Raw genomic sequence first — 25,229 nt, 5'->3', positions numbered from 1 at the left:
CGGCCCGCGTCCTTGACCCTGCCGCAGCGTCAGCGTTTGTACTGGTCCCATGCGGATCGGAGAACTTGCCGCCGCGGTCGGGGTCACGACCCGGGCCGTTCGGCACTACCACCATCTCGGCCTGTTGCCCGAGCCCCAGCGGCTCGGCAACGGCTATCGGGACTACACGCTGCGGCATGCCGTCGTGCTCGCCCGGATCCGGCGGCTCACCGAGCTCGGGCTGGGGCTCGCGGAGGTGCGGGACGTGCTCGCCGAGGATGCCGGGAAGGATCTCGTCGAGGTTCTCACCGAGCTCGACGAGGATCTGGCCCGGCAGGAGGCGGCGATCCGGGAGCAGCGTGCCCGGCTGCGCGGGCTCGTCGAGCAGGGTTCGCTGCCTGCCGAGGGGCCGGTCTCGCCGGAGCTCGCGGCGCTGCTCAGCGAGGTGGGGGACGTCTCCGACTCGCCCATGGCGGCCAAGGACCGCGAGATCCTCGCTCTCATCGACACCTCGGCGACACCGGAGGCCCGGGAGCAGCTGATCGGCCTGCTGGGCAGTACCTTCACCACCCCTGGGGGCGTGGAACGGGCCCGTGCCGCCTACGCGCTGCTCGACGCGCTCGCCGACGCCGACCCGTCCGACCCCCGCGTGGACGAGGCCGCCCGTGCCCTCGTCGACTGCCTGCCCGCCGAGTTGCTGCCGGAGGCCGACATCGATCACGACGACAGTTTTCTTCGGGCCCTTTACGCGGACTTCGCTCCCGCCCAGGCCGAGGCGATCCGCCGGACGCTGCGGATCCTGACCGAGGGCAGGGACCGATGAGGACCGTGGGCGTGCTCGTCCGGCACGAGCTGAGGATGCTGGTGAGTCTTGTCCTGTGGGCGGGCCGGAGGACCCACGGCACCGGCGACGGCGGGCGGGCCTTCGGGTACGCGCGCGGGCAGGGCGCGATGATGTTCGGCTTCGCGTTCGTGTGTGTGGTCGAGACGCTCACGATGTCCGTGCTGCTGCGCGACTATCCGGTCGTGCATCGGGTGTGGCTCGCCCTTGACCTGTACACCATTCTCTTCGTCGTCGGACTGCACGCGGCGAACGTGGTGCGGCCGCATGTGCTCGACGCCGGTTCGCTGCGGATCCGCCGGGGCGTCCACGTGGATCTGCGCGTTCCTCTGGAGACCATCGCGGACGTACGCCGTGAGCTGCGGGCCAGCCATCAGCGTGCCGACAGTCAACTCGACCTCGCCGTGGGCGCGCAGACCTCCGTCACTCTCGAACTCGCCGAGCCCATACAGCACTTGACGTCCCTCGGCCGTCGCCGGGACATCCACCTCGTGCGTTTCCACGCCGAGGACGCCGACGGTCTCGTACGCGCGATCAAGCAGGCGCGAACAGCACTTTCGACGGGGCGTCCGCTTCCGGATCGGCCTGCGTGAGGCGTACCCGCAGGCGTTCCCCCAGGGGAAGGTGTTCGCCCTCGATGCGGGCGATGATCGCCGGTGCCTCCAACTGCACCGTTCCGACCGTGGGTTGGCGCTCCTCCACGTCCACCACCCACCCGTCGAACTCCTCCCCCACCCGGCCCTTGAGCAGTGCGGCCTCCACGATGTCGACGCACCCGCGCTCGGCGGCCCCCGCGCGCCGGGTGCCGTCGGCCATCTCCTTGCGCAGTACGTCGAGCGAGGCGAGCACCCACTCGGGCGGGCCGTCGCCGGCGACGGCCGCCAGGCAGATCTCCGACGCGTAGCGGTCGACGAGGCGGCGGAGCGGGGCCGTGCAGTGGGCGTAGGGGGCGGCGACGGCGGCGTGCGTGGTGATGTCCGGCAGGGCACCGCCCCGGAAGGGGGTGTAGCCGGCTCCGCGCAGGAGGGTCGTGCACTCCTGGAGGAAGGCCGCGTGGTGCGGGCGGTGCGGGTCCAGGGAGCGGACCAGGTGGGCGTACGAGACGTGGTGCGGCCAGTCGATGTGCAGGGCGTGCGCGGTACGGCGGAGGCGGCCGACCGCGCCGTCGGGGGCGGCAGGGAGGGTGCGGAGTATGCCCGTGCCGTTCGCGGTCATCAGGTCGGCCGCCGCCATCCCGGTGAGCAGGGAGATCTGGGCGTTCCAGCCGTCGGCGGGGAGTGGGGCGCGGTATGTCAGCTCGTACGTGTGGTCCTGGTCGACGATCTCCTGCTCGGGGACGTTGAGTGAGATGCCGCCGCGTTCGGCCTCCAGCGCCTCGCGCCGCTCGCCGATCTCCTTGAGCAGCGCCAGCGGCTCCTCGGCGGTGCCGGAGTCGATCCGCTTCTGTACGGCCGCGTAGTCGAGCTTGGCCCGGCTGCGGACGAGGGCCCGGCGGACGTCGACGGCGAGCGTACGGCCGTCCGCGTCGAGGTCGATCGTCCACAGCGCGGCCGGGCGGACCTGGTCGGGGAGGAGGCTGGCGGCGCCCTCGCTGAGCACGGGCGGATGCAGGGGGACCCGCCCGTCGGGGAAGTAGAGCGTGGTCACCCGACGGTGGGCCTCCGTGTCCACGGCCCCGCCGGGCACGACGAAGGCGGCGACATCGGCGATGGCGTACCGGACGCGGTAGCCGGTGCCGTGCCGGGACAGGTGCATCGCCTGGTCCAGGTCGGTGGAGGCGGGCGGGTCGATGGTGAACAGGGGAAGGTCGGTGGCGTCGTACGCGGGGAGGGCGGGCGCCTTCGCCGATCGCTCGGCCTCGGCCAGCACCTCGGGCGGGAAGCTCTCGGGCACGCCGAGTTCTGAACGCAGTGCGGTGAGGGCGGCCCGGAGGGGGGCTTCGGGGGCACCGGACACGCGGATGTGGCGGCGGGGCATACAGCGAGCGTAGGGCCTGTCCGGCGGATCAGCTCGGGGGAAAGCCGCGATGCCTGATAAGCGCAGGCGAGCGGGGCTTGGTGCGTGCAGCTGCAAGGCGGAGGAAGGAGTCGACGCGATGGGGGTCCCCCCGCGCGAGGTTGTTCGAGCGTGGGGGAGTCGGCGACTGACGACAACGCGGCAGATGGGCGTGCCAAGCCCCGCGTCTTCGAGAGGATCCGCCGGGCAGGCCCTACGGGCGGGGGCGGCTCGGGGGCACGCCGTACGCTGTTGCGGAGCTCAACCGAAGGAGATCGATCCCGTGCTTGTCCTGCTGCCGCCCTCCGAAGGCAAGGCCTCTTCCGGCCGCGGCGCCCCGCTGAAGTTGGAGTCGCTGTCGCTGCCGGGGCTCACCGCCGCCCGTGAGGCCGTACTGGACGAGCTGGTCGAGCTGTGCGTGGGTGACGAGGACAAGGCGCGCGACGTGCTCGGACTGAGCGAAGGGCTGAAGGGCGAGGTCGCGAAGAACGCGGAGCTGCGGACGGCGGGGGCGCGGCCCGCCGGGGAGATCTACACGGGTGTGCTGTACGACGCCCTCGGCCTGGCGTCCCTGGACGCCGCCGCCAAGAGGCGCGCCGCCCGGTCGCTGCTCGTCTTCTCCGGGCTGTGGGGCGCGGTCCGGGTGACCGACCGCATCCCCTCCTACCGGTGCTCGATGGGCGTGAAGCTGCCCGGGACCGGGGCGCTGGGCGCGCACTGGCGCACGGCGATGGCGTCCGCGCTTCCGGAGGTGGCCGGGGCCGGGCTGGTGCTGGACCTGCGGTCCTCGGCGTACGCGGCCGCGTGGAAGCCGAAGGGTGAGGTCGCCGGGCGGACGGCGACGGTACGGGTGCTGCACGCGCCGACCCGGAAGGTCGTCAGCCACTTCAACAAGGCGACGAAGGGGCGGATCGTCCGGAGTCTGCTGTCGGCCGGGATCGCGCCCAGGGATCCGGCGGAGCTGGTGACGGTGCTTCGGGACCTCGGGTACGTGGTGGAGGCGGAAGCGCCCGCGAAGGCGAAAGCGGGGACGGGGACGGGGACGACGGCTTGGGCGCTCGATGTGCTGGTGGACGAGGTCCACTGAGCTGCCAGCCCAACTGCCAAGCCACAGCCACAGCCACAGCCACCCATTGCAGCATGCGCAACGACCTTTGCGCATGCTGCATGCCGAGGGCAGGATGACGCCATGGCCCCGTCACTCCTGGACCTCGCGCCCGTCGTGCCCGTCGTCGTCATCGACGACGCCTCCGACGCCGTGCCGCTCGCCCGGGCGCTGGTCGCCGGGGGGCTGCCCGCGATCGAGGTGACGCTGCGGACGCCCGCCGCGCTCGACGCGATCCGGGCGATCGCCGGGGACGTGCCCGGGGCGGTGGTCGGCGCGGGCACCGTGCTGACGCCGGCGCAGGTCACGCGGGCGGTGGGGGCCGGGGCGCGTTTTCTGGTGAGCCCGGGCTGGACGGACGTACTGCTGGAGGCGATGCGGGCGTCCGGGGTGCCGTTCCTGCCGGGGGTGTCGACGACGTCCGAGGTGGTCGCGCTGTTGGAGCGCGGGGTGCGGGAGATGAAGTTCTTCCCGGCGCAGGCGGCGGGCGGTACGGCCTATCTGCGGTCGCTGGCGGGGCCCTTGCCGCAGGCGCGGTTCTGTCCGACCGGCGGAATCGGGATCGAGTCGGCGCCGGAGTATCTGTCGTTGCCCAACGTCGGCTGTGTGGGCGGGAGTTGGATGCTTCCGGCGGACGCTGTGGCGGCGCGGGACTGGGGGCGGATCGAGGAGCTGGCCCGTGGGGCCGCCGGGCTCAGCGCAGGTGGGACGTGTCGTTGAGGAGCCGGACGCTGGCGTTGCCGTCCGCGTAGTACGCCACCGCCGACAGGGAGGCCGCCGAGAGTTCCATGCGGAAGAGGGACTCGGGCGGGGCGCCGAGGGCGAGTCGTACGAACGTCTTGATCGGCGTGACGTGGGTGACGAGCAGGACCGTGCGGCCCGCGTACGCCGCGACCAGCTTGTCGCGGGTGGCGGCGATCCGGGTGGCGGTGGCCGCGAAGCTCTCGCCGCCGCCGGTGGGTTCGGCCTCCGGGTCGGCCAGCCATTTGTTCAGGTCGTCCGGGAAGCGCTCGCGGACCTCTCCGAAGGTCAGGCCCTCCCAGGAACCGAAGTCGGTCTCGCGCAGGCCCTCGTCGACGCTCACCTCGAGACCGAGGCGGGCGGCGACGGCTGCGGCGGTCTCGCGGGTGCGGGCGAGGGGCGAGGCGACGATGTCCTGGATGGTGCCGCGCCGGGCGAGCGCCGCGGCGACCCGCTCCGCCTGGTCCCGCCCGATGTCGGAGAGGGAGGGGTCGCTCCCGCCGCTCCCGGAGAACCGCTTCTGAGGCGTGAGCGGCGTCTCCCCGTGCCGGAGCAGCACGAAGGTGGCAGGCGCCCCCATGTCGGCCGCACCCCACCCGGGCGAGGCCACGACCTGCGCGGCCCGCACATCGGCACCGGCCTTCGCGGCTCCACCGCCGGGTGACTCCGCTGCTCCGCGGCTGGAGGACAGGGCGGTGGCGAGGGGAGGACGCTCGGCCGAAGATGACACGTCCGCAGCTGCCGCAGGCCGGCCGCCGGCCTCGACACCGCCGTCGGCTACCTCCGTCCGACCGTCGACCGTCACGCCACCGCCACCTACCGCCACACCCCCGCCCCGCACATCGGCGTCTGCGTCACCCTCGGCCTTCGCGGCTCCGCGGCCGGGTGAGTCCGCCGCTCCGCGGCGGGAGGACAGGACGGGTGACGAGGCAGCGGCGGCGAAGGGAGGAGGCCCGGCCGGAGAGGACGCGCCGGCCATCGCGGCACGCGCACGCGCCGCGCCCGCAGCCGCGTCTCCGGGCGGCCCGGACGGCTCGGACGGCTCAAGGACCGCCGGGCGAGCCGCTGCCCGGTGAGCCGCGGCCGAGCGCGCATCGGCCGCGTCCAGCTCCGCCGTGGATGCCGACGCCACCCACTGCTCGCCCCGCTTGCCCGCGTCCATCGCCTCGTTGGCCAGCCGGTCCGCGTGCTTGTTCTGCTCGCGGGGGATCCACTCGTACGTCACCTGGGAGGCCGGAAGGACCCGCGCCGCCTCCGCCGCGAGTGGCTTCATGTCGGGGTGCTTGATCTTCCAGCGGCCCGACATCTGCTCGACGACGAGCTTGGAGTCCATGCGGACGTGGACCTTGGCCGTGGGGTCGAGTCCGTGCGCGGCGCGCAGGCCGGCCACCAGCCCCCGGTACTCGGCCACGTTGTTCGTGGTGACGCCGATGTACTCGGCCGCCTCGGCAAGGGTCTCCCCCGTCGCCGCGTCGATCACCACGGATCCGTAGCCCGCGGGCCCCGGGTTGCCCCGTGACCCGCCGTCGGCCTCGACGATGAACTCCCGCACGTCCCAAGCCCCTTACCGGATCACCGTGGTCCTAGAGACCCGACTCGGACGTACGCACCAGGATGCGGCGGCAGTTCTCGCAGCGGACGACCGTGTCGGGCGCCGCCGCGCGGACCTCGTTGAAGTCGGTGATCGCGAGCTCCTGGCGGCAGCCCTGGCAGGTGCGCTGGTAGAGCTTGGCCGCGCCGACGCCGCCCTGCTGGGCGCGCAGCTTGTCGTAGAGCTTGAGCAGGTCCGCGGGGATCGTGCCGGCGATGACCTCGCGCTCCTTCGTCGCCGTCGCCGCCTCGCCGTCGAGGGACTCGAAGGCGGCGTCCCGGCGGGCCGTCGCGTCCTCGATCTTCGACTCGACGGACGCGACCCGCTCGGTCAGCTCGGCGGCCCGCTCCTGCGCGGACTCGCGGCGCTCCATGATCTCGAGGACGACGTCCTCCAGGTCGCCCTGCCGCTTGGCGAGGGAGGCGATCTCGCGCTGCAGGTTCTCCAGGTCCTTGGGGGAGGTGGCCGCGCCGGAGTCGAGGCGCTGCTGGTCGCGGGCGGCGCGCTGGCGCACCTGGTCCACGTCCTGCTCGGCCTTGATCTGCTCGCGGGCGGTGTCGCTCTCCTCGGTCTGCGCGGCCACGAGGAGGTCGCGCAGCTGGGTCAGGTCCTTGGTCAGCGCCTCGATCTCGGCGTGCTCGGGCAGCGACCTGCGCTTGTGCGCGAGCTGCTGGAGACGGACGTCGAGGTCCTGGACGTCGAGAAGGCGGATCTGGTCGGCGGGCTCGGCGTTCAGTTGGGGGCTCCCAGGTTTTCATTGGTGGTGACGGACGCCGCGTGGGCGGTCCAAGGGTCGGTGACCGTCTTGGAGACGTGGACGCGAAGGCCCCATCCGTTGCGGTCGGAGATCTCGTCGAGCTGCGTGGCGGCCAGCTCGCACCAGGGCCACTCTGTGGCCCAGTGTGCCGCGTCGAGCAGCGCGAGGGGACTGTGGGTGTGCCCTGCCACGAACTCCGACGCCGGGTGGTGGCGCAGGTCCGCGGTGAGGAAGGCGTCGACGCCGGCCGCGCGGACGTCGTCGAACAGGCTGTCGCCCGAGCCGCCGCTCACGGCGACCGTGCGCACCACGGCCTCGGGGTCGCCCGCCACCCGGATGCCTTGCGCGGTGGCGGGCAGTCGCTCGGCGGCGCGGGCGGCGAAGTCCCTCAAGGACAGCGGGTGGTCCAGCTCGCAGATGCGGCCCAGGCCTCGGCGGCCGGACGGATCGGTCGGGTCCGGCACCAGGGGGCGTACGACGCGAAGGTCGAGCGCGCCGGCGAGGGCGTCGGAGACGCCCGGGTCCGCCTTGTCCGCGTTGGTGTGGGCGACGTGCAGCGCGATGTCGTTCTTGATCAGCGTGTGCACCACGCGGCCCTTGAAGGTGGAGGCCGCGACCGTGGTCGTACCGCGCAGGTAGAGGGGGTGGTGGGTGACCAGCAGGCCGGCGCCCAGCTTCACCGCCTCGTCGACGATCTCCTGGACCGGGTCGACGGCGAACAGGACCCGCGTGACCTCCTGGTCGGGGTCGCCCACGACGGTGCCGACCGCGTCCCAGGACTCGGCCCGCGCGGCGGGCCACAGGTTCTCCAGCGCGGTGATGACTTCAGACAGACGGGGCACGAGGAAAGGCTACCTGTCTGTTCTCCGCCACTGAACCGGCGCCGCCGCCGGTCCCCCCGCTCAGCACAGTCGCCCCGGGTTCCTCAGGCGAATCGTTCCTGGGCCACACCTTTGTGTGAAGTGACGGCTCGCCGGTCCCCCGTGTGTGCGTACGAAAACTAGCTTCGTGGCCGGAGGTGACCAGACGATGACGGCCTGTGCGATCGAGCCCCCGGCGGAAGACGCGGATGGTGCCACGCGGCCGGAGTGCGCCATCACGGCGGACGGTGCCTATGCCGCCCGTCTCACGCAGGACGGCGACTCCTGGTTCCCGGAGCGCTGGACGCTGGACGGCCCCGAGCCGTACGCGGTGCCGCTGCCGGGCAACCAGCCGGAGGAGCCCGGGACCGAGGTCCAGCCGATGGGCGACGGACGCGTCCTCATCCGGCGGCTCGCGGGCGGACGGCACACCTTCTCGCTCCTCTATCCGACCGGCCCCGACACCGGCGAGCTGCCGCTGGGCGCGGTCGAGTGCCCCGACGAGGGCACCCGGCTGCGGCTGCTGCCGCCGGCGCCGGGTGGCGAGAAGGCGTACGCCGTCGCCGTGGGCCGGAGCTCCAGCGCGGTGTGGCAGGTGGCGGGCGGCGCCTTCGGGCCGGAGCACCTCGCGGAGGTCCCGGGGCGTTGCTCGGGCGGGGCGTGGCTGGACCACGCCGGTCGGATGCTGGCCCTGGACCGGGAGGCCGACGGCCGTACGAAGGCCGTCGTGGTCGACCTGGAGCGCGGCGGCGAGGTCTCGCCGCTGCTCCAGATCGCGGCGGACAGCGACGACCGGCTGCTGCTCGCCGACCCGGACAGCGGACTGCTGCTGATCCGCTCGGACGCGCCGTCGCCGGGGCAGGGCCGGCTGGGCTGGGGGGTCCTGGGCAGCACCCTGCCGGTGCGCTTTCCGGAGTGCCTGCGGGTGCCCGACTGCACGGTCACGCCGTTCGCCATCCAGCCCGGGCAGGTGCTGATGCCGGAGAGCTGCGCGGTGGCGTTGCGGGTCGACGGCCCGGTCGGCAGCTGGGTCGGGGTGTGGAGGCCCGCGCAGCGCCGGATGTACCACCTGCCGCCGCCCCAGGGGTGGCTGGCGGGCGCGGGTCTCTGGACCGGGGACGGGGTGCTCCACCTGCCGTACGCGACGGCCGAGGCACCGTGCGGGGTGGCGCGGGTGGCGGCGCCCTCGGGGGACGAGGGGGACATGGGGGCGACGGGGGGAGCGGAGGGCTCGGGGGGTATGGGGGGCACGGGGGCGGAGGGTCCGGTCCGGGACGGTACGGCTTCGGAGGCGACGTCGGAGGGGTTCTCCGCGGCGTCCGGCGAGCCGTCGGAAGCGGACCCTCCGGCCCCCGCCGTACTGCGTCCTGTGCCCCTTCAGGAGGCGCCCCTTGGGCGTCTTGTAACGAAGTAGTGCCGGTTGGCGTGGCCGCCTGGATTCGGGGTGTGGGCCGCCGGTTAAACTCGCCCGGCTGTTTGAAAGATCATGTTGACGGGGTGAGTTTTCCGATGAGTGACGCCAGCACGAACCAGCACACTGCCGACGTCCAGGAGTCCACCGGCCACGGCCGGCACCGGGGTCCGGTTTCGGCGCAGCACGACGGCGAGGCGGGCCAGGCGGCCCCCCGCGGCCGTCACCGCAGGCCGGTCGAGCAGACGCAGACCGAACACGCGGCCTGACGAAGCCTCAGGCACTCGGCTTCTTTCGACAGTCCCCGGCATCGCCTGATGCCGGGGACTGTCGCGTTACATGACGACTGGGACATCGGGGCCTGAACGCCGGTGGACCGCCCAACGCGGCCCGCCCAGCGTCACGAGCGCCGCAGTCCCAGCACTTCCGCCGCCGCGAAGGTCTCCCCCTGTGGCCGTTGCGCGTAGTGCGGGGTGAGCAGCGCGTCCAGTTCGTCGTAGGTGAACGTGTCCTGCTTGCTGTCGAACCTGGCCTGTACGCGCGGCCGTTCGACGATCGCCACCATGCCGCCGTGTACGACGATCAGCTGGCCGTTGACCCGTGCGGCGGCGGGCGAGGCCAGGTAGCCGACGAGCGGGGCGACATGCTCGGGGGCGAGAGGGTCCAGGCCGTCGGCGGGCTGCTGGAACCCGGCGAAGACGTCCTCGGTCATCCGGGTGCGGGCGCGCGGGCAGATGGCGTTGGCGGTCACGCCGTACTTGGCGAGCGCGAGGGCCGTCGACGTGGTGAGCCCGACGATGCCTCCCTTCGCCGCCGCGTAGTTGGGCTGGCCGGCGGACCCGGCCAGGAACGCCTCCGACGACGTGTTCACGATCCGCCCGTACACCGGCCCGCCCACCGCCTTGGACCGCTCGCGCCAGTGCGCGGCCGCGAAGTGGGTGGTGTTGAAGTGGCCCTTGAGGTGGACGCGGATCACCGCGTCCCACTCGTCCTCGGTCATGGAGAACACCATGCGGTCGCGCAGGATGCCCGCGTTGTTGACCAGGATGTCCAGCCGGCCGAACTCGCCGGTCGCCGACTCGACCAGTTCACCGGCCTGTCGGAAGTCGGAGACGTCCCCGGTGTGGGCCAGCGCCCTTCCGCCCGCCGCTCGTATCTCGGCGGCGACCTGTTCGGCGGGGGCGGTGGAGGCTTCGCCCGAGCCGTCCCGGCCGGGCTGCCCGAAGTCGTTGACGACGACGGCCGCGCCGAGCCGGGCCAGTTCCAGCGCCTCGGCCCGGCCGAGGCCGCGGCCCGCGCCGGTGACGATGGCACAGAGCCCTTCGAGTGGCAGTGACATACCGGTCCCTCAGATCTCGATGCAGGTGCGCAGAGCCGTCCCCGTCCGCATCTGGTCGAGCGCTTCGTTGATCTCGCTCAGCGGCACCCGGTGGGTGATCAGGCCGTCCAGGTCGACGCGGCCGGCCCGCCACAGGGCGATGGTCCGCTCGTAGGAGCGCAGGACGTCCCCGCCGCCGTACATGGACGGCAGGATCCGCTTCTCGTCGAAGAACAGCTCGAACATGTTGAGCTGGAGGTAGTCGTCCATGGCGCCGGCGCCGACGACGACCAGGGTGCCGCCGCGCCGCGTGGTGTCGTACGCCGTGCGGGCGGTGGCGGAGCGGCCGACGACCTCGAAGACGTAGTCGAAGCCCTCACCGGCGGTGACCTGCTGCTTGGCGTCGGCCAGTTCGTCGGGCGAGACGGCCCTGGTGGCCCCGAACCGGAGCGCGGACTCGCGGCGCGAGCCGACCGGGTCGACCGCGACGATCTCTGCGGCACCCTTGAGGCGTGCGCCCTGGATCGCGGAGATGCCGACCCCGCCGCAGCCGATGACGGCGACCGACGAACCCGCCTCCACGTCGGCGGTGTTGAGCGCCGCCCCCAGTCCGGTGGTGACCCCGCAGCCGATGAGCGCGGCGATGTCGAAGGGCACGTCGTCGGGTATCGGCACCGCACAGCCGGCGTCGACCACGACCTCCTCGGCGAAGGTGCCGGTGCCGGCGAAGCCGAAGAGGTCACCGCCGGGGCGCCTGAAGTTGGGGGTGCCCGCGTTCATGAAACCGGCCAGGCACAGCTGGGTCTGGCCGCGCTTGCAGGCGGGACAGACACCACAGGCGGGCAGCCAGCAGACGACGACCCGGTCGCCGGGCTTCACGTGGCTGACGCCCTCCCCCACGTCAAGGACTTCCCCGGCGCCCTCGTGGCCGGGCACGAACGGCGCCGGCTGCGGAAGTACGCCGCCCATCGCGGACAGGTCCGAGTGGCACAGCCCGGTGGCCCGCACCCGGATCCTCGCCCTGCCGGGGCCGAAGCCCACCGCCTCGACGTCGTCGAGGACCTCCAGCTTGTCCTGGCCGATCTCGTGCAGTACGGCTGCGCGCATGGTGCGGCTCCCCTCGAGAGGCTGGTGGCTCGGTGACCCGTTGGCTCGGTGGCCGTTGGCTCGGTGGCTCAGGAGTGTTCGACGACGGTGTCGGCGAGGACCGGGGCGTCGTCCCGCTCGACCGCGTGCACGGCGACCCGCACGACCCCCTCCCGCCGCCACATGCGCACGCGCAGGGTCTCGCCCGGGTACACGACCCCGGCGAACCGGGTGGCGTACCCGCGCACCCGGGTCACGTCCCCGCCGAGCAGCGTGTCGACGACCGCCTTGAGCGTGATGCCGTACGTGCACAGCCCGTGCAGGATGGGCCGCTCGAACCCGGCGACCTTGGCGAACTCCGGGTCGGCGTGCAGCGGGTTCCGGTCGCCGGAGAGGCGGTAGAGCAGGGCCTGGTCCTCGCGGACGGGCCGCTCGACGACGCGGTCGGGCTCGGCGTCGATCGGTTCGAGGCGGGCCGAGGGGCCGCGGTCGCCGCCCCAGCCGCCTTCTCCGCGGACGAAGATCTGGGCGTCGTTGGTCCACAGCGGGCCGTCGGCGTCGGCGACCTCGGTGCGCATCACGAGGACGGCCGCCTTCCCCTTGTCGTACACGCCGGCGATGCGGGAGGTCGCGGTGGCCGTGCCCTCGACCGGCAGGGGGCGGTGGATCTCCAGGCTCTGGCCGCCGTGCAGGACGCGGGCCAGGTCGACGTCGACGCCGGGCATGGACAGACCGCTGATCACCCCGGGCGAGCCGGCGCCCGCGACGGTGGCGAAGCTCGGCAGGACGTGCAGCCGGGACTCCAGGGTGTAGCGCAGCTCGTCGGGGTCGGTGGCGGGGATGCCCGCGCCGATGCCCAGGTGATACAGCTGGACGTCCTTCGCGGTCCAGGCGATCTCGCCGGAACGGGGTTCGGCGGCCAGGGCCTTGGCTGCGTCGATGGGCATGGGGCTCCCTGCTCCTGAGGGCTCAGAGACCTCGGTGCGGCTGTCCGCACCGTCGGCCGCACCGAGGTCGACACGGGGCCGACCTAGAACGCGTTCCAGTCCGGCGACCCCTGTATAGCCCAGCGCCCCACAGTTGTGAAGGCTCCTGACGGGGTGTCAGGTGGGCCGGGTGGGCGCCTCCCCGGCGCCCGGATCGTCGTGCCTGCGCGTGAGTCGGCCCCCTGCCGCCACCGGTACGGCGGCCCCCTGCCATCACAGGTACGCCGACCCCTCCCCTCGACCGCCCCGGCACCCCGGCGCCTCACCCCCCGAGCCGGTAGAACCGCCACAGGTCATGGTCGACGTCCAGTACCTCGCAGTCGGCGTACCCGGCCTCGCGGGCGTACGCCGCCACCGTGTCGGCCCGCAGGACCGTGCCCGCCTCCACCCGCGCGTTCTCGGCGCGGGTCGCGGGCAGACAGTGCAGCACGCTGAAGGCGTAGTTGAACCGCTCCAGTTCCGGGCCGGGAGCGGCGAAGCGGTCCTCCACCTTCTCGTCGCCGATCAGCACGGCACCGCTCGGGCCCAGCAGCCCGCGGGCCGTCTTGAGGGCGGCCACCGGGTCGGCCATGTCGTGCAGCGCCTCGAAGACCGTCACCAGCTCCACCGCACCGGACGACTCCAGCAGGGCCGCGTCGCCGCAGGAGAACTCCACCTGCTCGGCGAGCCCCGCCTCTGCCGCGTTGCCCAGGGCCTGTTCGATCGAGGCCGGGTCCAGGTCGACCCCGGTGATGCGGGCGGCGGGGAACGCCTCCGCCATGGCGAGGGTCGACCAGCCGACCCCGCAGCCGAGGTCGACGATCCGGGCGCCGGGCACGGCGAGCCGCTCCAGCACGTCCGGCATCGCCCGCAGCCAGGACCGTACGAGGTCGTTGCGGAACATCGGCCGGTTCAGGCCGGCGATGCCCTCCCGGGTGTCGCGACCGTAGCGGGCGTAGGGCACGCCCTCACCCGTCCGGAACGCGGCCAGCAGATGCGGGACCGCCTCCGCGACGCCGAGCATGAACAGCGGCCCCGCCGCGAGGTAGAGGGGGTCGTCCGGCGAGGTCAGCACCCGGCGGTGCTCGGCCGGCAGCCGGAAGCGCCGGTGGTAGGAGTCGCTGCCCTGGCCCTCCTGGGCGTGGTCCGGCGCTTCCAGCACCCCGGCCACGGCCTGCTGCTCCAGCCATTCGCGGGCGTATCTCGGATGGATCGAGGCGGCCTCGGCCAGCTCGTCGGGGGTCAGTGTGTCGTGGGCCGCCAGCGCCTCGTAGAGCCCCGCGCGCACCCCGACGTACATGTTGAAGATCTCCAGCGTGGACAGCAGACCGCGGAAGATCTCCTCGGACAGTTCCTCGGCGCTCCAGGGCACTTCGCCGCCGCGCCGGTGGTCACCTGAGGTGGTCATGGGTCCGCCCTTCTGAGCGTCCTGCACGGTGGAACCGCGGTGATGGTGGCGATACTGGGCAATTCGTCCGGGTTTTTCAACGATCATCCGCTTATGCGGCAACGAGTTCCACCACCGCCGTGGAGGCCACGGCCCTCGCCGTTTCCACCCCACCCGGCCTCACCCACCCGGCCTCACTCCGCGGCGGCCCTCCGCGGCAGCCACAGCAGCATCAGCACCACCCCGCCGGCCAGCACCCCGGTCCCCACCCGGAACGCCAGCGCGTACCCCTCCGTCAGCGCCTCGGGAGAGCCGCGCCCGGCCGTGCGGGCCGCCGCGATCGTCGACATGACCGCGAGGCCCAGCGAACCGCCCATCGTGCGCGAGGTGTTGACCAGCCCCGACACCAGCCCGGCCTCCCCCGGTGCCGCCCCCGCCGTGGCCAGCGCGGCGAGCGGCGTCGCGGCCAGGCCCGCGCCCAGCATCATCAGGATGCCCGGGATCATGATGGTGGTGAGGTACGCCCCGTCCACGGTCATCGTCGACTGCCAGCCGAACCCGGCGACCGCGACCAGGGTCCCGAGCACCGCCACGGCACGCGCCCCGGCCCGCCGCATGAACCGCGGCGCGAGCTTGGAGCCGACGACCACGGCGAGGGAGCTCGGCACCAGCGCGAGACCGGCGTCCAGCGGCGAGTAGCCGAGCACGTTCTGCGCGTACAACGTCATGAAGAACCACATGCAGAACATGGCGGAGCCGCACAGGAACATCGCCACGTTGGCGGACGCCACGGCCCGCACCCTGAGCAGTGCGAGCGGCATCAGCGGTGCCGCCGTACGGGCCTCGACGGCGAGGAAGCACCCGATCAGCGCGAGCCCGGCCAGCAGCGGTACCAGGGCGGCCGCCGCCGTCCACCCCTCGGCCTCGGTCTGCGAGATGCCGTACGCCAGGGTGGCGAGCCCGGCCGTCACCAGCAGCGCGCCCGGCAGGTCGAGTCGCCGTCCGTCCCCCGCCCTTCCCTCGACCAGCCACACCACCGAGCCGAGGAGCACCACCACCCCCACCGGCACGTTGATCAGCAGCACCCACCGCCACGACAGGACGTCCACCAGGACCCCGCCGACCAGCCCGCCGGCAGCCCCGCCGACCGCGCCGACCGCCGTCCAGGTCGCGATGGCACGCGCGCGTGCGGCACCCTCCGGGACGGCGGACGTGAGGATCGTCAGCGTCGAGGGCGCGAGCACCGCCGCACCGAGCCCCTGCGCGGCGCGCGCCACCAGCAGCTGCCAGCCCTCCTGGGCGAGTCCGCCGGCCAGCGAGGCCACGGTGAACAGGCCGAGCCCGACCAGGAACATCCGCTTGCGGCCGTAGAGGTCACCGGCCCGCCCGCCGAGCAGCATGAACCCGGCGAAGGCGATGGCGTAGGCGTTGACCACCCACTGGAGCCCCTGCTGGCTCAGCCCCAGGTCGGCCCGCATCGACGGGAGTGCCACGTTCACGACGGACACGTCGAGCACGACCAGGAACTGTCCGGCACACGCGAGCGCGAGGACCAGCCAGGTCGGCGGCGCGGTACGGCGAGGGGACACGGTGACGTCAGCGGCTCCGAGCATGGCTGTCATGCTCTCAACCACCCGCTCCCCCTGCATCGGCATTTCGGCCTGGTCCCACCCAGTCCCCCCTAGTCCCAAGAGAAGACAAAGAAATCGTTAGGACGCCGAAGCACTGGAATAGTTGCCCAGGCGCACGGGGTTCACCCTGCACGCATCCCGCACGGGACCATCCGAACCACCGGCCTGGAGGCCCCACTCCATGACGCACACGTCGACCGACCAGCCCGTACGCAAAGCGAGCGGCGCCGTGGTCCCGGTGCTCGCCTTCGCGGGCATCGTGGTCGCGGTGATGCAGACCCTGCTCGTGCCGGTCATCAAGGACCTGCCGCAACTGCTGGACACCGAGCCGAGCAACGCCACCTGGGTGCTGACCTCGACCCTGCTCTCCGGCGCCGTCGCCACCCCGATCATGGGCCGCCTCGGCGACCTGTACGGCAAGCGGCGCATGCTGATCTTCAGCCTCTCGGTGATGGTCGTCGGCGCGCTGGTCAGCGCCCTCACCAGCGACCTGCTCACGATGATCGCGGGCCGTACCCTCCAGGGCTTCGCGATGGGCGCGATACCGCTCGGCATCGGCCTGATGCGCGACATGCTGCCCCGCGAGAAGCTCGGCTCGGCGATGGCCCTGATGAGCTCCTCGATCGGCGTCGGCGGCGGCCTCGCCCTGCCCGCCGCGGCCCTGGTCGCCCAGCACGCCGACTGGCACGCCCTCTTCTACGGTGCCGCCGGCCTCGGCGCCCTCGCCATCGCGCTCACCCTCCTCGTCGTGCCCGAGTCCCCGATGCGCGCCAAGGGCACCTTCGACGTCCTCGGCGCGATCGGCCTCTCCGCGGGCCTCGTCCTCTTCCTCCTGCCCATCACCAAGGGCAGCGACTGGGGCTGGACCTCGGCCACCACCCTCGGCCTGTTCGCCGCCTCGGCCGTCGTGCTCGTCCTGTGGGGCGTGATGGAGCTGCGCCTGAAGGCCCCCCTGGTGGACCTGCGCACCACGGCCCGCCCGGCGGTGCTCTTCACCAACCTCGCCTCGATCATGGTCGGCGTCTCGTTCTACGTCGTCTCGCTGGTCCTGCCCCAGCTCCTCCAGCTGCCCAAGTCCACCGGCTACGGCCTCGGCCAGTCGATGGTCGTGGCGGGCCTGCTCGTCGCACCCCTCGGCCTGACCATGATGGTCACGGCCCCCGTCTACGCCCGCCTGTCGGCCAAGTACGGCCCCAAGGTCACCCTGATCCTCGGCATGCTGATCATCGCGATCGGCTACGGCGCCGGCCTCGGCCTGATGAGCGCCCCCTGGCAGAGCCTCGTCATCGCCGTCATCCTGGGCGCGGGCATCGGCCTCGCCTACTCCTCGCTGCCCGCGCTGATCGTCGGCGCGGTCCCGGCGTCGGAGACGGGCGCCGCGAACGGCCTGAACACGCTGATGCGTTCCATCGGTACGTCGGTGTCGAGCGCCGTCATCGGCATGGTCCTCGCCAACACCGCGAACAACGTGAACGGCGTCGCGATCCCCACCATGCACGGCTTCCGCGTCTCCTTCCTGATCGCGACCGGCGCGGTGGCCGTCGGTCTCGTCATGGCGCTCCTCCTGCCCCGCAACCGCCCGGCGGCCAAGCCGCAGCTGCGCGCGAGCAGCGAGGAGGACGCGGTGCTCGAACGCGCCGAGGAAATGCTGCGCGGCTTCCGGGGCCGGGTCCTGGACGCCGCCGGCACCCCCGTCGCCCGAGCCAAGGTCACCCTGATCGACCGCCGCGGCCGCCAGGCCGGCGCGACCCTCTCCGCCGAGGACGGCAGTTACACCCTCGCCGTCCCGGCCCAGGGCCCGTACGTCCTGGCAGCCAAAGCCGCCGGACACGGCCCGCTCGCCTCCGCGGCGACCCACGCGGGCGACGAGCGCGCGGTCGCCCTGGACCTGTCGCTGCCGGGCGAGACCGTCTCCGCCTGACGATCCCCCCGCACGCCCCCCTCTCCTGATGAGGCACCACACCCCCCGTCGCCCACGAGACGGGGGGTGTGGTGCGTCAGGACGGGGGGCGTGGTGCACCATGGGCGCCCGGAAGGACGTACGACCGAAAGGACCCCCATGCCCGCGGCCCCCAAGCCCGAGATCCTGGCCGCCTTCGAGGCCGCGAAGGGGTTCATGCCCGCCGGTGAGGGGCTTGCCCTGTACGCGGCGGCCATGGCGGCCGGGCGGCTCGGCCTGCCGCTCCTCGAGGTGGGCACGTACTGCGGGCGGTCCGCGATCCTGCTCGCCGACGCGGCCCGCGAGGCCGGCGTCACGGCACTCACCGTCGACCACCACCGGGGCAGCGAGGAGCAGCAGCCGGGCTGGGAGTACCACGACCCGGAGACGGTCGACAGCGAGATCGGCCTGATGGACACCCTGCCGACCTTCCGCCGCACGCTGCACCGCGCCGGTCTTGAGGAGCACGTGGTGGCGCTGGTCGGCCGCTCCCCGCAGGTCGCCAAGGTCTGGGGCACCCCCCTTGGCCTGGTCTTCATCGACGGCGGCCACACCGACGAGCACGCGAACGCCGACTACGAGGGCTGGGCGCCCCATGTCGCCGAGGGCGGGCTGCTCGTCATCCACGACGTGTTCCCCGACCCGGTGGACGAGTTCACCGGCCAGGCCCCGTACCGCCTCTACCTCCGGGCCCTGGCGTCCGGTGCCTTCACCGAGGTCTCGGTGACGGACTCCCTGCGGGTGCTGAGGCGCACCGGGCCAGGACTCTGACCCCGGTCCACGAACGCCGCCGCACCGCTCCAAGGGCCCCTGCTCCGTCGCGTGCCAGGGTCAGCGGAGCAGGTGGCCGGCCCGTAAGGTGGCAGTCGTGTCGTACGTAGGCCCGGATTTCGAACCTCCCCGGCCCCGCCGCTCTCGGCGCGGCCCCCTGACCGTCGCGGTCGCCGCACTCGTGCCGGGCGCGCTGCTCGGCTGGCTGGTGTACGAGGCGGTGGGCGGATCCGACGCAGGAGCATCGGCGGGGGCGGTCGGGACACCCTCGTCGTCGAGCGCGTCGGCCTCCCCGAGGACGTCCGCGCCGACGTCCTCCGCCCCCGACGACGCCAAGCAGCCGGCCCCGAGCGCGGCCCCCACCACCTCCGCGCCCGCCGCCACCGGCCCCCTCAAGGGCAAGGTCGTCGTCATCGACCCGGGCCACAACCCGGGCAACTTCCGGCACACCGCCGAGATCAACCGCAAGGTGGACATCGGCACGAACACGAAGGAGTGCGACACCACCGGGACGGCCACCAACTCCGGTTACGCGGAAGCCGAGTTCACCCTCGACGTCGCCCACCGGATGCGCACGCTCCTCCAGGCTCAGGGCGCCACGGTGAAACTGACCCAGGACGGCGACCGGCCCTACGGCCCGTGCGTGGACGAGCGCGCCCGGATCGGCAACGCGGCGCACGCGGACGCCGTCGTCTCGGTCCACGCGGACGGCTCCGCGGCCGGCAACCGCGGCTTCCACGTCATCCTGCCGGGGAGCGTGCACGCGGGCGCCGCCGACACCCGTGCGATCGTGGGCCCTTCGCGCGGACTCGGCGAGCGCATCGCGGGCAACTTCGTACGCGCCACGGGCAGCGCGCCCTCCAACTACATCGGAGACGGCACCGGACTCGACACCCGCACAGACCTGGGCGGTCTCAATCTGTCAACGGTTCCCAAGGTGTTCGTCGAGTGCGGCAACATGCGCGATAACAAGGACGCGGCACTGCTGACCAGTGGTGCGTGGCGGCAGAAGGCGGCGCAAGGGATCTCTGAGGGAATCGTGAGTTTCCTGCGCGGGTAGTGATCGGTGCGCTGATCCGGGCGGACACCCTGTTCTGGCGGACGATAGTGTCGTCCCTACGATGAGGGGCCACCCCCGCGCTTCACACCAGGGCCTGACGGCGACATGGTGACAGCGACGCCTCTACCGACGACGAGACGACCTACGAAGGACCCTGAAGTGAATATCCGCTCCCTCACTCGAGGCGACGGCGTGGTGATCGGAGCAGCGGTGTTGCTGTTCATCGCGTCGTTCCTCGACACGTACTCCAGCGACAGCGGCGGCGGCGACATCCCCAACGCCTGGGAAAACCTCGGCCTGGTGATGAGCCTGTACATCGGTGGCATCATCGGGGCGGCCCTGATCGTCGTCTCCCGCGCACTCCCGCAGCCGCGCAAGGTCGTCGGGCTCGACCTGGGGCAGCTGGGTGTCGCACTGGCGATCTTCGCCGCATGGACCTCGTTCTGGACGATCATCGACCCGCTGGGCGCTTTCAGCGACGATCTCGGTGGAGCGGACATCAGCACCGGCAGCGGCCTCATCCTCGGCCTGATCGGCGCGCTGCTGCTGGCCGGCGCCGCCGTCGCCACCCCCCTGGTCCCCGCCCTGCAGGCCGCCCTCATCCCCGCCCCCAAGCCGGCCGCCCCCCAGCCCTACGGCGCCCAGCCCCCCGGTGGTTACGGCTACCCCGGCGCCCAGCCGCAGCAGCAGCAGCAGCAGCCGTACGGTGCCCAGCCGCAGCCCGGTCAGCCCTTCGGCGCGCAGCCGCAGCAGCCTCAGCCGCCGCAGCAGGCGCAGGCTCAGCCGCCGGCGCCGGAATTCTCGCCGTTCTGGTTCGCCGTGCCGGTGCCGCGGCCGCTGTTCGCGGAGGACGGCTCGTCGGCACCGATCGCCGAACTCGCCCCCGGTACCTGGTACCTGGCGGTCGAGCAGCGCGGCGGGGCGCTGGTCGCGCAGACCCAGGACGGTCGTCGTGGCGTGCTGCAGGACACCTCGGGGATCCAGCGCGGCTGATCCCGTTGTCGACGTGCGGCCCCTCGCCCTTCCGGGCGGGGGGCCGTTGTCGTACAGTCGCCCCTTGGCTGACGCCCCATCAGGAGGCAGCTATGCGGCTCGGTCTCACCCTCGGCTACTGGGGCCGCGGCCCCGACCCGGACCATGTTCCGCTCGTGCAGGAGGCGGAGCGGCTGGGGTACGACTCCGTGTGGACGGCCGAGTCGTGGGGCTCGGACGCGTTCACTCCGCTGACCTGGATCGCCGCGCAGACCTCCCGCATCAGGCTCGGTACGGCGGTGGCCCAGATGGCGGCCCGCTCCCCGACCACGACGGCCATGCACGCCCTCACCCTGGACCACCTCTCCGGGGGCCGCATGATGCTCGGGCTCGGGCTGTCCGGCCCGCAGGTCGTCGAGGGCTGGTACGGCCGCCCGTTCCCGAGGTCGCCGCTGACCGCGACCCGGGAGTACGTCGATGTCGTCCGCCAAGTCCTCGGGCGAAAGGGGCCGGTCGAGCTGGACGGCCGCTTCCACTCCCACCCCTACCGGGGCGCCGACGGCACCGGCCTCGGCAAGGCGCTCAAGTCCATCACCCACCCCCTCCGCCCCGGCCTCCCGGTCCTGCTCGGCGCCGAGGGGCCGAAGAACGTGGCGCAGACGATCCGGATCGCCGACGGCTGGCTGCCGCTGTACTGGTCGCCGAGCCGGCCCGAGGTGTACGGGGAGGCGGTGGCCGGCCTCCCCGAGGGCTTCCTCGTGGCGCCCATGGCGCAGGTGAGGGTCTGCGACGACGTCGCCCAAGGGCTGCTCCCCGTCAAGGCGATGCTCGGCTTCTACATCGGCGGGATGGGGCACGCGGCCCGCAACTTCCACGCCGACCTGATGGCGCGCATGGGGTACGAGGAGGAGGCCCGGCGGATCCAGGAGCTGTTCCTGTCCGGCCGCCGGGAGGAGGCCGTGCTCGCCGTGCCGGACGCGTTCGCGGACGAGATCTCCCTGGTCGGACCGCGCGAACGCATCGCGGAACGGCTGGAGTCGTGGCGCAAGGGGCCGGTGACGGACCTGCTGGCGATGAACCCGGACCGGCACACGCTGCGGGTGCTCGCCGAGCTCAACTCCTGACCGGTCGGCGGTCGGCGGCCAGCGATTGGCCGCCGCCGGTCACCCGACGCCCGTCGCCCGCTACCGGAAGATCGCGATCGCCTCCAGCGTCACCTCGCCGGTGTCCTGCCGCCAGCCGGTCATCTTGCCCAGGCAGCGGGCGGTGAAGGTGCCCTCCGGGATGGTCTCGCGCCGCAGGCCCTCGCGGGCGCCGACGACCCTGACGTACGGCGGCTCCTGCGGATCGCTGTACGCGGCGCGCAGGACGATGCCCTGCGAGGTGTCCGGGTCCATCAGGAAGCGGCCCCGCACCGAGACGAACTCGTCGATGTCGCTCAGCGCGATCCGGGTGTCGCCGTCGAGGGCGTCGGTGAGAGCCCGGTTGGGCCGTACGTTGCCCGTGCGCAGGTCGGCGTGGACGATGGCGTCGGCCCGGTCGAGGGCGTCCATCAACATCCCTATGACGTTGATGGGTTCGTTCTTCTGGACGTACTTGGTGAACTTCTCCTGGGTGACGTCCCGGCCGGCCTTGACGGTCCACGGCATGAGCTTGCCGAGGAAGCCGACGCTGGTGTTGACGTTGGTGCGGTGCTCCACCGCCTGTTCGAGCGCCTCGCTGTAGTGGCTGACCTGGTAGAGGTCCATGACGGACTTCCCGTCCAGGTAGAAGCAGATGCTGTACGCCGTCTGCCGGGCCGCCGCCCGTCGGCGGGCCTCGCGCGCGTGGATCAGCAGGACGACGGCGAGCACCACGAGGCCCGCTGCCGTCACCAGCCAGAGCGTCATCCACGGCCACCACACGCTCCACCACAGTCCATCAGTGACAGCCACGGATCTCCTTGAATGCCTCGGAAAGGGACGAGTCGTCGGCGTCCACCATCCGCCCGCCGGTCCTCGCCGCCGCGCGTCGCAGTTCGCCCGCGTCGGCTTCGCCGAAGTGGATGGAATAGGTGGGGACGTCGCGCGCCGCGTCGGGCAGCGCCTCGTAGTGGCGTACGAACTCCGGGTAGGACAGGCCCGCGTTGTTCTCGCCGTCCGTCATCAGGACCACGGAGACGGAACGTCCTGGGTCGGCGGCGACGGCGTCGGCGGCGGTGCGGTAGCCGTGGTCGAGGGCGGACCATACGGCGGTGCCGTCGCCGTAACCGCCGCGGGCGACGGTGTCGGAGAGGGCGTCCAGGTCCTCCGGGCCGTTGACGGTGACCGTCCTCTCCTCCAGGACACGACCGCCGAACCGTACGACGGTCAGGCGCTCACCCTGGTAGAAGCGGGTGAACTTCCCCGTCACCGAGGCGTCCGCCCCGCTGAGCCCGGCGAACGCCTCGCGCAGGGCGGCCATCCGGGGGCCGCGCATCGAGCCCGAGAAGTCGAGCAGGAAGACGACCTGGCCTGCGGTGCGGTGCTTCGGGTCGCCGTAGTCCGCCAGCAGACGGTCCAGTACGGCCGGCTGGTCGGGGAAGTACAGGGCGTTGCCGATCGGTGCGCGCAGGGGGGCGTCCCGGGGCACCGTGGCGCTGACCGGGCGGCGCTGGGTGCTGTGCATGATCTTCTCCTGCACGGCGTCGCGCCGCAGCCACTCGGTGACCTTGTCGTAGGCGGCGCGGCGGGACGGGTCGAGCAGGAGGAGGGGGAAGTCGGACAGGACCAAGCCGTCCTCGGGGCGGACGACTGTCAGTTTCTCCTTCAGCCGCCCCGAGGCGTTGAGGGCGAGCAGGTCGGACTCGTACGCGATCAGCGCGTCGGCCCGGTCCTGGTGGGTGACGTAGGAGTCGACGAGGTCGGGTGAGGTGGCCGCGGTGAGTGTCTGGCCGGAGCGGAAGCCGCGCAGCCGGTCGCAGGAGACGTCCTCGGTGCGCAGGGCGGCGCCGGTGCCGGCGGCGGCCGTGGCCACGCCGACCAGGGCGGCGAGCCCGCTGCCCGCGTTGCGGGGGTCGGCCATGCCGAAGCGGACCTCGCCCTGCGCGGCGGCGTCGGCGACGTCCGCCCAGGTGAGCCGGGAGCCGGGCACGCCCGCGGCCAGTGTGCGGGCGGTGCCGGGGGTGAGGCCGATGACGACGGGGGACGTCATGGTCGGCGTGCGCTGCATCCCCTGGGTGGACCGTTTGTCACGCAGCCGCAGATAGCGGTCGGAGGAGAGCCAGGCGAGGTCGTATCCGGTGCGGGACGCGGCGGGCCGGGTCTCCGCGTCGGCCAGGGGGTCGAGGTCGAGTTCGACGCCGGTCTCGTCCGCCAACTCTTCGAGGAGCGGGGCGAGTACGGCGAGATCGGGGCTGGCGAGGACGCGCAGCCGGACGCGTTCGCCGTCGCCGTCGCCGGTGCAGGCGGACAGCAGGGTGGCGACCAGGACCGTGCACACCGTCAGAAGTGCTGCGCTGCCCCTCACTCGGCGCCCTCGGCGGGCGGGCAGTCGCCGACGATCTGGATCATCCGCTCCAGCAGGGGCAGCCGGGGCAGTACGGCCTTGGTGTCGTCGGCGGAGGTGACGGGTGCGGGGATGTTCCGCTCGCCGAGGAAGCCGGCCAGCCCATCGCCGGTCGCGTCGCTGCCGGCGTCACGCACGCGGAATCCCAACTCCATGGCGCGGTGCTGGAGTTCGGGGTCGTTGGCGACGAGGTCGCCGAGCCGGTCACCGTCCCGGGTGAGGGCGACGAGCTGGGGCTCGGTGACGAAGCGGGTGGAGGGGTAGAGCAGGACGCGTTCGGTGTCCGGGGTGCCGTGCTCGGCCTCGTACTGGATCTGGTGGGCCAGGAACTGGTGCTCGTAGATCACCGCGATCGGTGAGATGCCCTTGCCGTCGGCGGACAGGTAGGTCTCGGCCTTCTCCGAGGAGGGCAGGCCCTGTTCGACGAGGAGGGGCTTGATACGGCCGGCGAGTTCCTCCGCTTCCGCCTCGGTGTCCGGGGCGTCGTTGTCGCCCTCCACGAAGGCGACCAGGCCGAGGTAGGTGGCGCCGGAGTTGGCCTCGCAGATGTCGGAGGTCTGGGCGAGGATCTTGTTGCCGTTGCGGACGCCCTGCCGGGAGATGCCGATGTCGTCCCAGCGTTTCCCGGACCTGGTCAGCTTGAGAAAATTTGCCATGTCCAGGGTGTAGTAGAGATGCCGGCCGCCCGGGCCGGGCAGGCGCTCGGCCACGCCCGCGCCTCGCAGGGCCTCCGCGTACCCCCGGTAGGTGGCCAGCACGATGGGGCTGACGAAGGGGCGGTAGTTCGTCACGGGGCGGTCGGCCGCCGCACGCTCGCGGGTGATCAGGTCGGCGGCGGGCTGGCCGGACGGGAAGACGACGTCGTAGCCCTTGATGTCCTGGTTGGCGATCTCCCGGGACCCCATGCGGGTGATGTGCACCCTGAAGCCGTGCTTCAGCAGCAGCCGTTCGACTTCGGGGTCCTCGAAGAAGTCCCGCTTGGAGGCCATCTTGGCCTCGATGGTGACGACGTTCTGCATCGGCAGTAACAGATGTCCCGACGTCATCAGCAGCACCAGGCCGAGGACCGGGACGGGCAGCGCGACCGCCATGGCTCTGCGCAGGCGGCCGCGCGCGGGTCTGGTGACGGCCAGACGAGGCTCCAGCGGAGCGGGTCTGTTCGCGGACACCGGCGTCCTCCCCCCAGGGTGGGCCAGGATCGTCGACGACGCCCCTTACCCCCGAACGACCATAGATCGAACGCCAGTTGAACGTAAGGAACCTGCACGATGAACGCCCACGACGTGCCCGGTCAG

At 72.5% G+C, this 25,229-nt stretch carries 23 protein-coding genes; 11 read left to right on the top strand and 12 right to left on the bottom strand.

The features are described 5' to 3' along the window. The first annotated feature begins 49 nt into the window (after positions 1-49). Together KUM49_RS33010 and KUM49_RS33005 are read left to right on the top strand one after the other, a co-directional pair. Positions 50-802 (top strand): MerR family transcriptional regulator, encoded by a 753-nt coding sequence (locus KUM49_RS33010; protein WP_217240629.1) that lies wholly within the window; start codon positions 50-52, stop codon positions 800-802. Continuing rightward, positions 799-1,413 carry a hypothetical protein gene (locus KUM49_RS33005; protein WP_217240628.1) on the top strand — a complete coding sequence of 205 codons (615 nt, stop codon included), beginning with the start codon at positions 799-801 and terminating at the stop codon, positions 1,411-1,413. Before KUM49_RS33010 ends, KUM49_RS33005 begins: the two co-directional genes overlap by 4 nt. On the opposite strand, the gene KUM49_RS33000 is transcribed toward KUM49_RS33005, so the two are convergent. Further along, the gene (locus tag KUM49_RS33000) at positions 1,355-2,797 is read right to left on the bottom strand and encodes an RNB domain-containing ribonuclease (protein WP_217240627.1); all 1,443 of its coding nucleotides are present in this window, start codon (positions 2,795-2,797) and stop codon (positions 1,355-1,357) included. The genes KUM49_RS33005 and KUM49_RS33000 overlap by 59 nt on opposite strands. A gap of 301 nt (positions 2,798-3,098) precedes the next feature. Between KUM49_RS33000 and yaaA the strand changes: the two genes are divergently transcribed. Both yaaA and eda read left to right on the top strand, forming a co-directional pair. Further along, positions 3,099-3,902 (top strand): peroxide stress protein YaaA, encoded by an 804-nt coding sequence (gene yaaA, locus KUM49_RS32995; RefSeq protein WP_217240626.1) that lies wholly within the window; start codon positions 3,099-3,101, stop codon positions 3,900-3,902. A 102-nt stretch (positions 3,903-4,004) separates the two neighbouring features. Further along, the gene (gene eda, locus KUM49_RS32990) at positions 4,005-4,640 is read left to right on the top strand and encodes a bifunctional 4-hydroxy-2-oxoglutarate aldolase/2-dehydro-3-deoxy-phosphogluconate aldolase (RefSeq protein ID WP_217240625.1); all 636 of its coding nucleotides are present in this window, start codon (positions 4,005-4,007) and stop codon (positions 4,638-4,640) included. Here eda and KUM49_RS32985 read toward each other — a convergent pair. Genes KUM49_RS32985 through KUM49_RS32975 form a run of 3 tightly spaced genes read right to left on the bottom strand, consistent with a single transcriptional unit; the run spans position 4,615 to position 7,851 of the window. Then, a complete protein-coding gene (locus KUM49_RS32985; protein ID WP_217240624.1) occupies positions 4,615-6,213 on the bottom strand; it encodes a bifunctional RNase H/acid phosphatase in 1,599 nt (532 codons plus the stop codon). The genes eda and KUM49_RS32985 overlap by 26 nt on opposite strands. Before the next feature lie 31 nt (positions 6,214-6,244). Then, positions 6,245-6,988, bottom strand: a complete 744-nt coding sequence (locus KUM49_RS50365; RefSeq protein WP_217240695.1) for a zinc ribbon domain-containing protein — start codon at positions 6,986-6,988, stop codon at positions 6,245-6,247. Then, positions 6,985-7,851: a Nif3-like dinuclear metal center hexameric protein gene (locus KUM49_RS32975; RefSeq protein ID WP_217240623.1), complete on the bottom strand. Its 867-nt coding sequence runs from the start codon at positions 7,849-7,851 to the stop codon at positions 6,985-6,987. The genes KUM49_RS50365 and KUM49_RS32975 overlap by 4 nt, the downstream gene beginning before the upstream one ends. A gap of 187 nt (positions 7,852-8,038) precedes the next feature. Between KUM49_RS32975 and KUM49_RS32970 the strand changes: the two genes are divergently transcribed. Beyond that, positions 8,039-9,283: a hypothetical protein gene (locus KUM49_RS32970; RefSeq protein ID WP_217240694.1), complete on the top strand. Its 1,245-nt coding sequence runs from the start codon at positions 8,039-8,041 to the stop codon at positions 9,281-9,283. Positions 9,284-9,378: 95 nt separating this feature from the next. Beyond that, entirely contained in the window at positions 9,379-9,549 is a 171-nt protein-coding gene (locus KUM49_RS32965) for a hypothetical protein (protein ID WP_217240622.1), read from the top strand. Positions 9,550-9,680: 131 nt separating this feature from the next. Here the strand turns inward: KUM49_RS32965 and KUM49_RS32960 are convergent, their stop codons facing one another. The 5 genes from KUM49_RS32960 to KUM49_RS32940 form a co-directional block, all read right to left on the bottom strand. Next, a complete protein-coding gene (locus KUM49_RS32960) occupies positions 9,681-10,619 on the bottom strand; it encodes a 3-oxoacyl-ACP reductase (protein ID WP_217240621.1) in 939 nt (312 codons plus the stop codon). Positions 10,620-10,628: 9 nt separating this feature from the next. Then, entirely contained in the window at positions 10,629-11,705 is a 1,077-nt protein-coding gene (locus tag KUM49_RS32955) for a Zn-dependent alcohol dehydrogenase (protein ID WP_217240620.1), read from the bottom strand. A 68-nt stretch (positions 11,706-11,773) separates the two neighbouring features. Next, positions 11,774-12,631, bottom strand: coding sequence for a MaoC/PaaZ C-terminal domain-containing protein (locus KUM49_RS32950; RefSeq protein WP_217240619.1), 858 nt, complete (start codon positions 12,629-12,631; stop codon positions 11,774-11,776). Between the two features lie 301 nt (positions 12,632-12,932). Beyond that, on the bottom strand, positions 12,933-14,057 hold the full coding sequence (locus tag KUM49_RS32945) for a bifunctional 2-polyprenyl-6-hydroxyphenol methylase/3-demethylubiquinol 3-O-methyltransferase UbiG (protein WP_217240618.1): 1,125 nt from the start codon (positions 14,055-14,057) through the stop codon (positions 12,933-12,935). A 173-nt stretch (positions 14,058-14,230) separates the two neighbouring features. Continuing rightward, positions 14,231-15,658, bottom strand: coding sequence for an MFS transporter (locus tag KUM49_RS32940; protein ID WP_217240617.1), 1,428 nt, complete (start codon positions 15,656-15,658; stop codon positions 14,231-14,233). A 190-nt stretch (positions 15,659-15,848) separates the two neighbouring features. Here KUM49_RS32940 and KUM49_RS32935 point away from each other — a divergent pair, with 190 nt between their 5' ends. The 5 genes from KUM49_RS32935 (at position 15,849) to KUM49_RS32915 (ending at position 21,533) form a co-directional block, all read left to right on the top strand. After that, positions 15,849-17,588 carry an MFS transporter gene (locus KUM49_RS32935; RefSeq protein ID WP_217240616.1) on the top strand — a complete coding sequence of 580 codons (1,740 nt, stop codon included), beginning with the start codon at positions 15,849-15,851 and terminating at the stop codon, positions 17,586-17,588. Positions 17,589-17,726: 138 nt separating this feature from the next. Next, complete coding sequence (locus KUM49_RS32930) at positions 17,727-18,377, top strand: class I SAM-dependent methyltransferase (protein ID WP_217240615.1); 651 nt, start codon at positions 17,727-17,729, stop codon at positions 18,375-18,377. 97 nt (positions 18,378-18,474) lie between these two features. Next, the gene (locus KUM49_RS32925; protein ID WP_217240614.1) at positions 18,475-19,437 is read left to right on the top strand and encodes an N-acetylmuramoyl-L-alanine amidase; all 963 of its coding nucleotides are present in this window, start codon (positions 18,475-18,477) and stop codon (positions 19,435-19,437) included. Between the two features lie 159 nt (positions 19,438-19,596). Beyond that, positions 19,597-20,430: a DUF5336 domain-containing protein gene (locus KUM49_RS32920; protein ID WP_217240613.1), complete on the top strand. Its 834-nt coding sequence runs from the start codon at positions 19,597-19,599 to the stop codon at positions 20,428-20,430. A 92-nt stretch (positions 20,431-20,522) separates the two neighbouring features. Beyond that, positions 20,523-21,533 carry an LLM class F420-dependent oxidoreductase gene (locus KUM49_RS32915; RefSeq protein WP_217240612.1) on the top strand — a complete coding sequence of 337 codons (1,011 nt, stop codon included), beginning with the start codon at positions 20,523-20,525 and terminating at the stop codon, positions 21,531-21,533. A gap of 60 nt (positions 21,534-21,593) precedes the next feature. Here the strand turns inward: KUM49_RS32915 and KUM49_RS32910 are convergent, their stop codons facing one another. The 3 genes from KUM49_RS32910 to KUM49_RS32900 are packed head-to-tail and all read right to left on the bottom strand — an operon-like array spanning position 21,594 to position 25,103. Further along, entirely contained in the window at positions 21,594-22,343 is a 750-nt protein-coding gene (locus tag KUM49_RS32910) for a hypothetical protein (RefSeq protein WP_217240611.1), read from the bottom strand. Next, positions 22,330-23,895, bottom strand: coding sequence for a substrate-binding domain-containing protein (locus tag KUM49_RS32905; RefSeq protein ID WP_217240610.1), 1,566 nt, complete (start codon positions 23,893-23,895; stop codon positions 22,330-22,332). The genes KUM49_RS32910 and KUM49_RS32905 overlap by 14 nt, the downstream gene beginning before the upstream one ends. Then, on the bottom strand, positions 23,892-25,103 hold the full coding sequence (locus KUM49_RS32900; protein WP_308406850.1) for a hypothetical protein: 1,212 nt from the start codon (positions 25,101-25,103) through the stop codon (positions 23,892-23,894). Before KUM49_RS32900 ends, KUM49_RS32905 begins: the two co-directional genes overlap by 4 nt. Positions 25,104-25,229: the final 126 nt, after the last annotated feature.

It is taken from the genome of Streptomyces sp. AC555_RSS877, assembly GCF_019049245.1.
GTDB lineage: Bacteria > Actinomycetota > Actinomycetes > Streptomycetales > Streptomycetaceae > Streptomyces.
The sequence above is the reverse complement of the archived record's forward strand: the minus strand, read 5'-3'. Positions and strand labels throughout refer to the sequence as shown.

Excerpts from the sequence above, each read along its gene's own strand:
- eda (WP_217240625.1), top strand. The coding sequence starts at position 4,005 with ATGGCCCCGTCACTCCTGGACCTCGCGCCCGTCGTGCCCGTCGTCGTC.
- KUM49_RS32915 (WP_217240612.1), top strand. The coding sequence starts at position 20,523 with ATGCGGCTCGGTCTCACCCTCGGCTACTGGGGCCGCGGCCCCGACCCG.
- KUM49_RS32955 (WP_217240620.1), bottom strand. The coding sequence starts at position 11,705 with ATGCGCGCAGCCGTACTGCACGAGATCGGCCAGGACAAGCTGGAGGTC.
- KUM49_RS32950 (WP_217240619.1), bottom strand. The coding sequence starts at position 12,631 with ATGCCCATCGACGCAGCCAAGGCCCTGGCCGCCGAACCCCGTTCCGGC.
- KUM49_RS32965 (WP_217240622.1), top strand. The coding sequence starts at position 9,379 with ATGAGTGACGCCAGCACGAACCAGCACACTGCCGACGTCCAGGAGTCC.
- KUM49_RS32970 (WP_217240694.1), top strand. The coding sequence starts at position 8,039 with ATGACGGCCTGTGCGATCGAGCCCCCGGCGGAAGACGCGGATGGTGCC.
- KUM49_RS32930 (WP_217240615.1), top strand. The coding sequence starts at position 17,727 with ATGCCCGCGGCCCCCAAGCCCGAGATCCTGGCCGCCTTCGAGGCCGCG.
- KUM49_RS32960 (WP_217240621.1), bottom strand. The coding sequence starts at position 10,619 with ATGTCACTGCCACTCGAAGGGCTCTGTGCCATCGTCACCGGCGCGGGC.
- KUM49_RS33010 (WP_217240629.1), top strand. The coding sequence starts at position 50 with ATGCGGATCGGAGAACTTGCCGCCGCGGTCGGGGTCACGACCCGGGCC.
- KUM49_RS32940 (WP_217240617.1), bottom strand. The coding sequence starts at position 15,658 with ATGACAGCCATGCTCGGAGCCGCTGACGTCACCGTGTCCCCTCGCCGT.
- KUM49_RS32935 (WP_217240616.1), top strand. The coding sequence starts at position 15,849 with ATGACGCACACGTCGACCGACCAGCCCGTACGCAAAGCGAGCGGCGCC.
- KUM49_RS33005 (WP_217240628.1), top strand. The coding sequence starts at position 799 with ATGAGGACCGTGGGCGTGCTCGTCCGGCACGAGCTGAGGATGCTGGTG.
- KUM49_RS33000 (WP_217240627.1), bottom strand. The coding sequence starts at position 2,797 with ATGCCCCGCCGCCACATCCGCGTGTCCGGTGCCCCCGAAGCCCCCCTC.
- KUM49_RS32945 (WP_217240618.1), bottom strand. The coding sequence starts at position 14,057 with ATGACCACCTCAGGTGACCACCGGCGCGGCGGCGAAGTGCCCTGGAGC.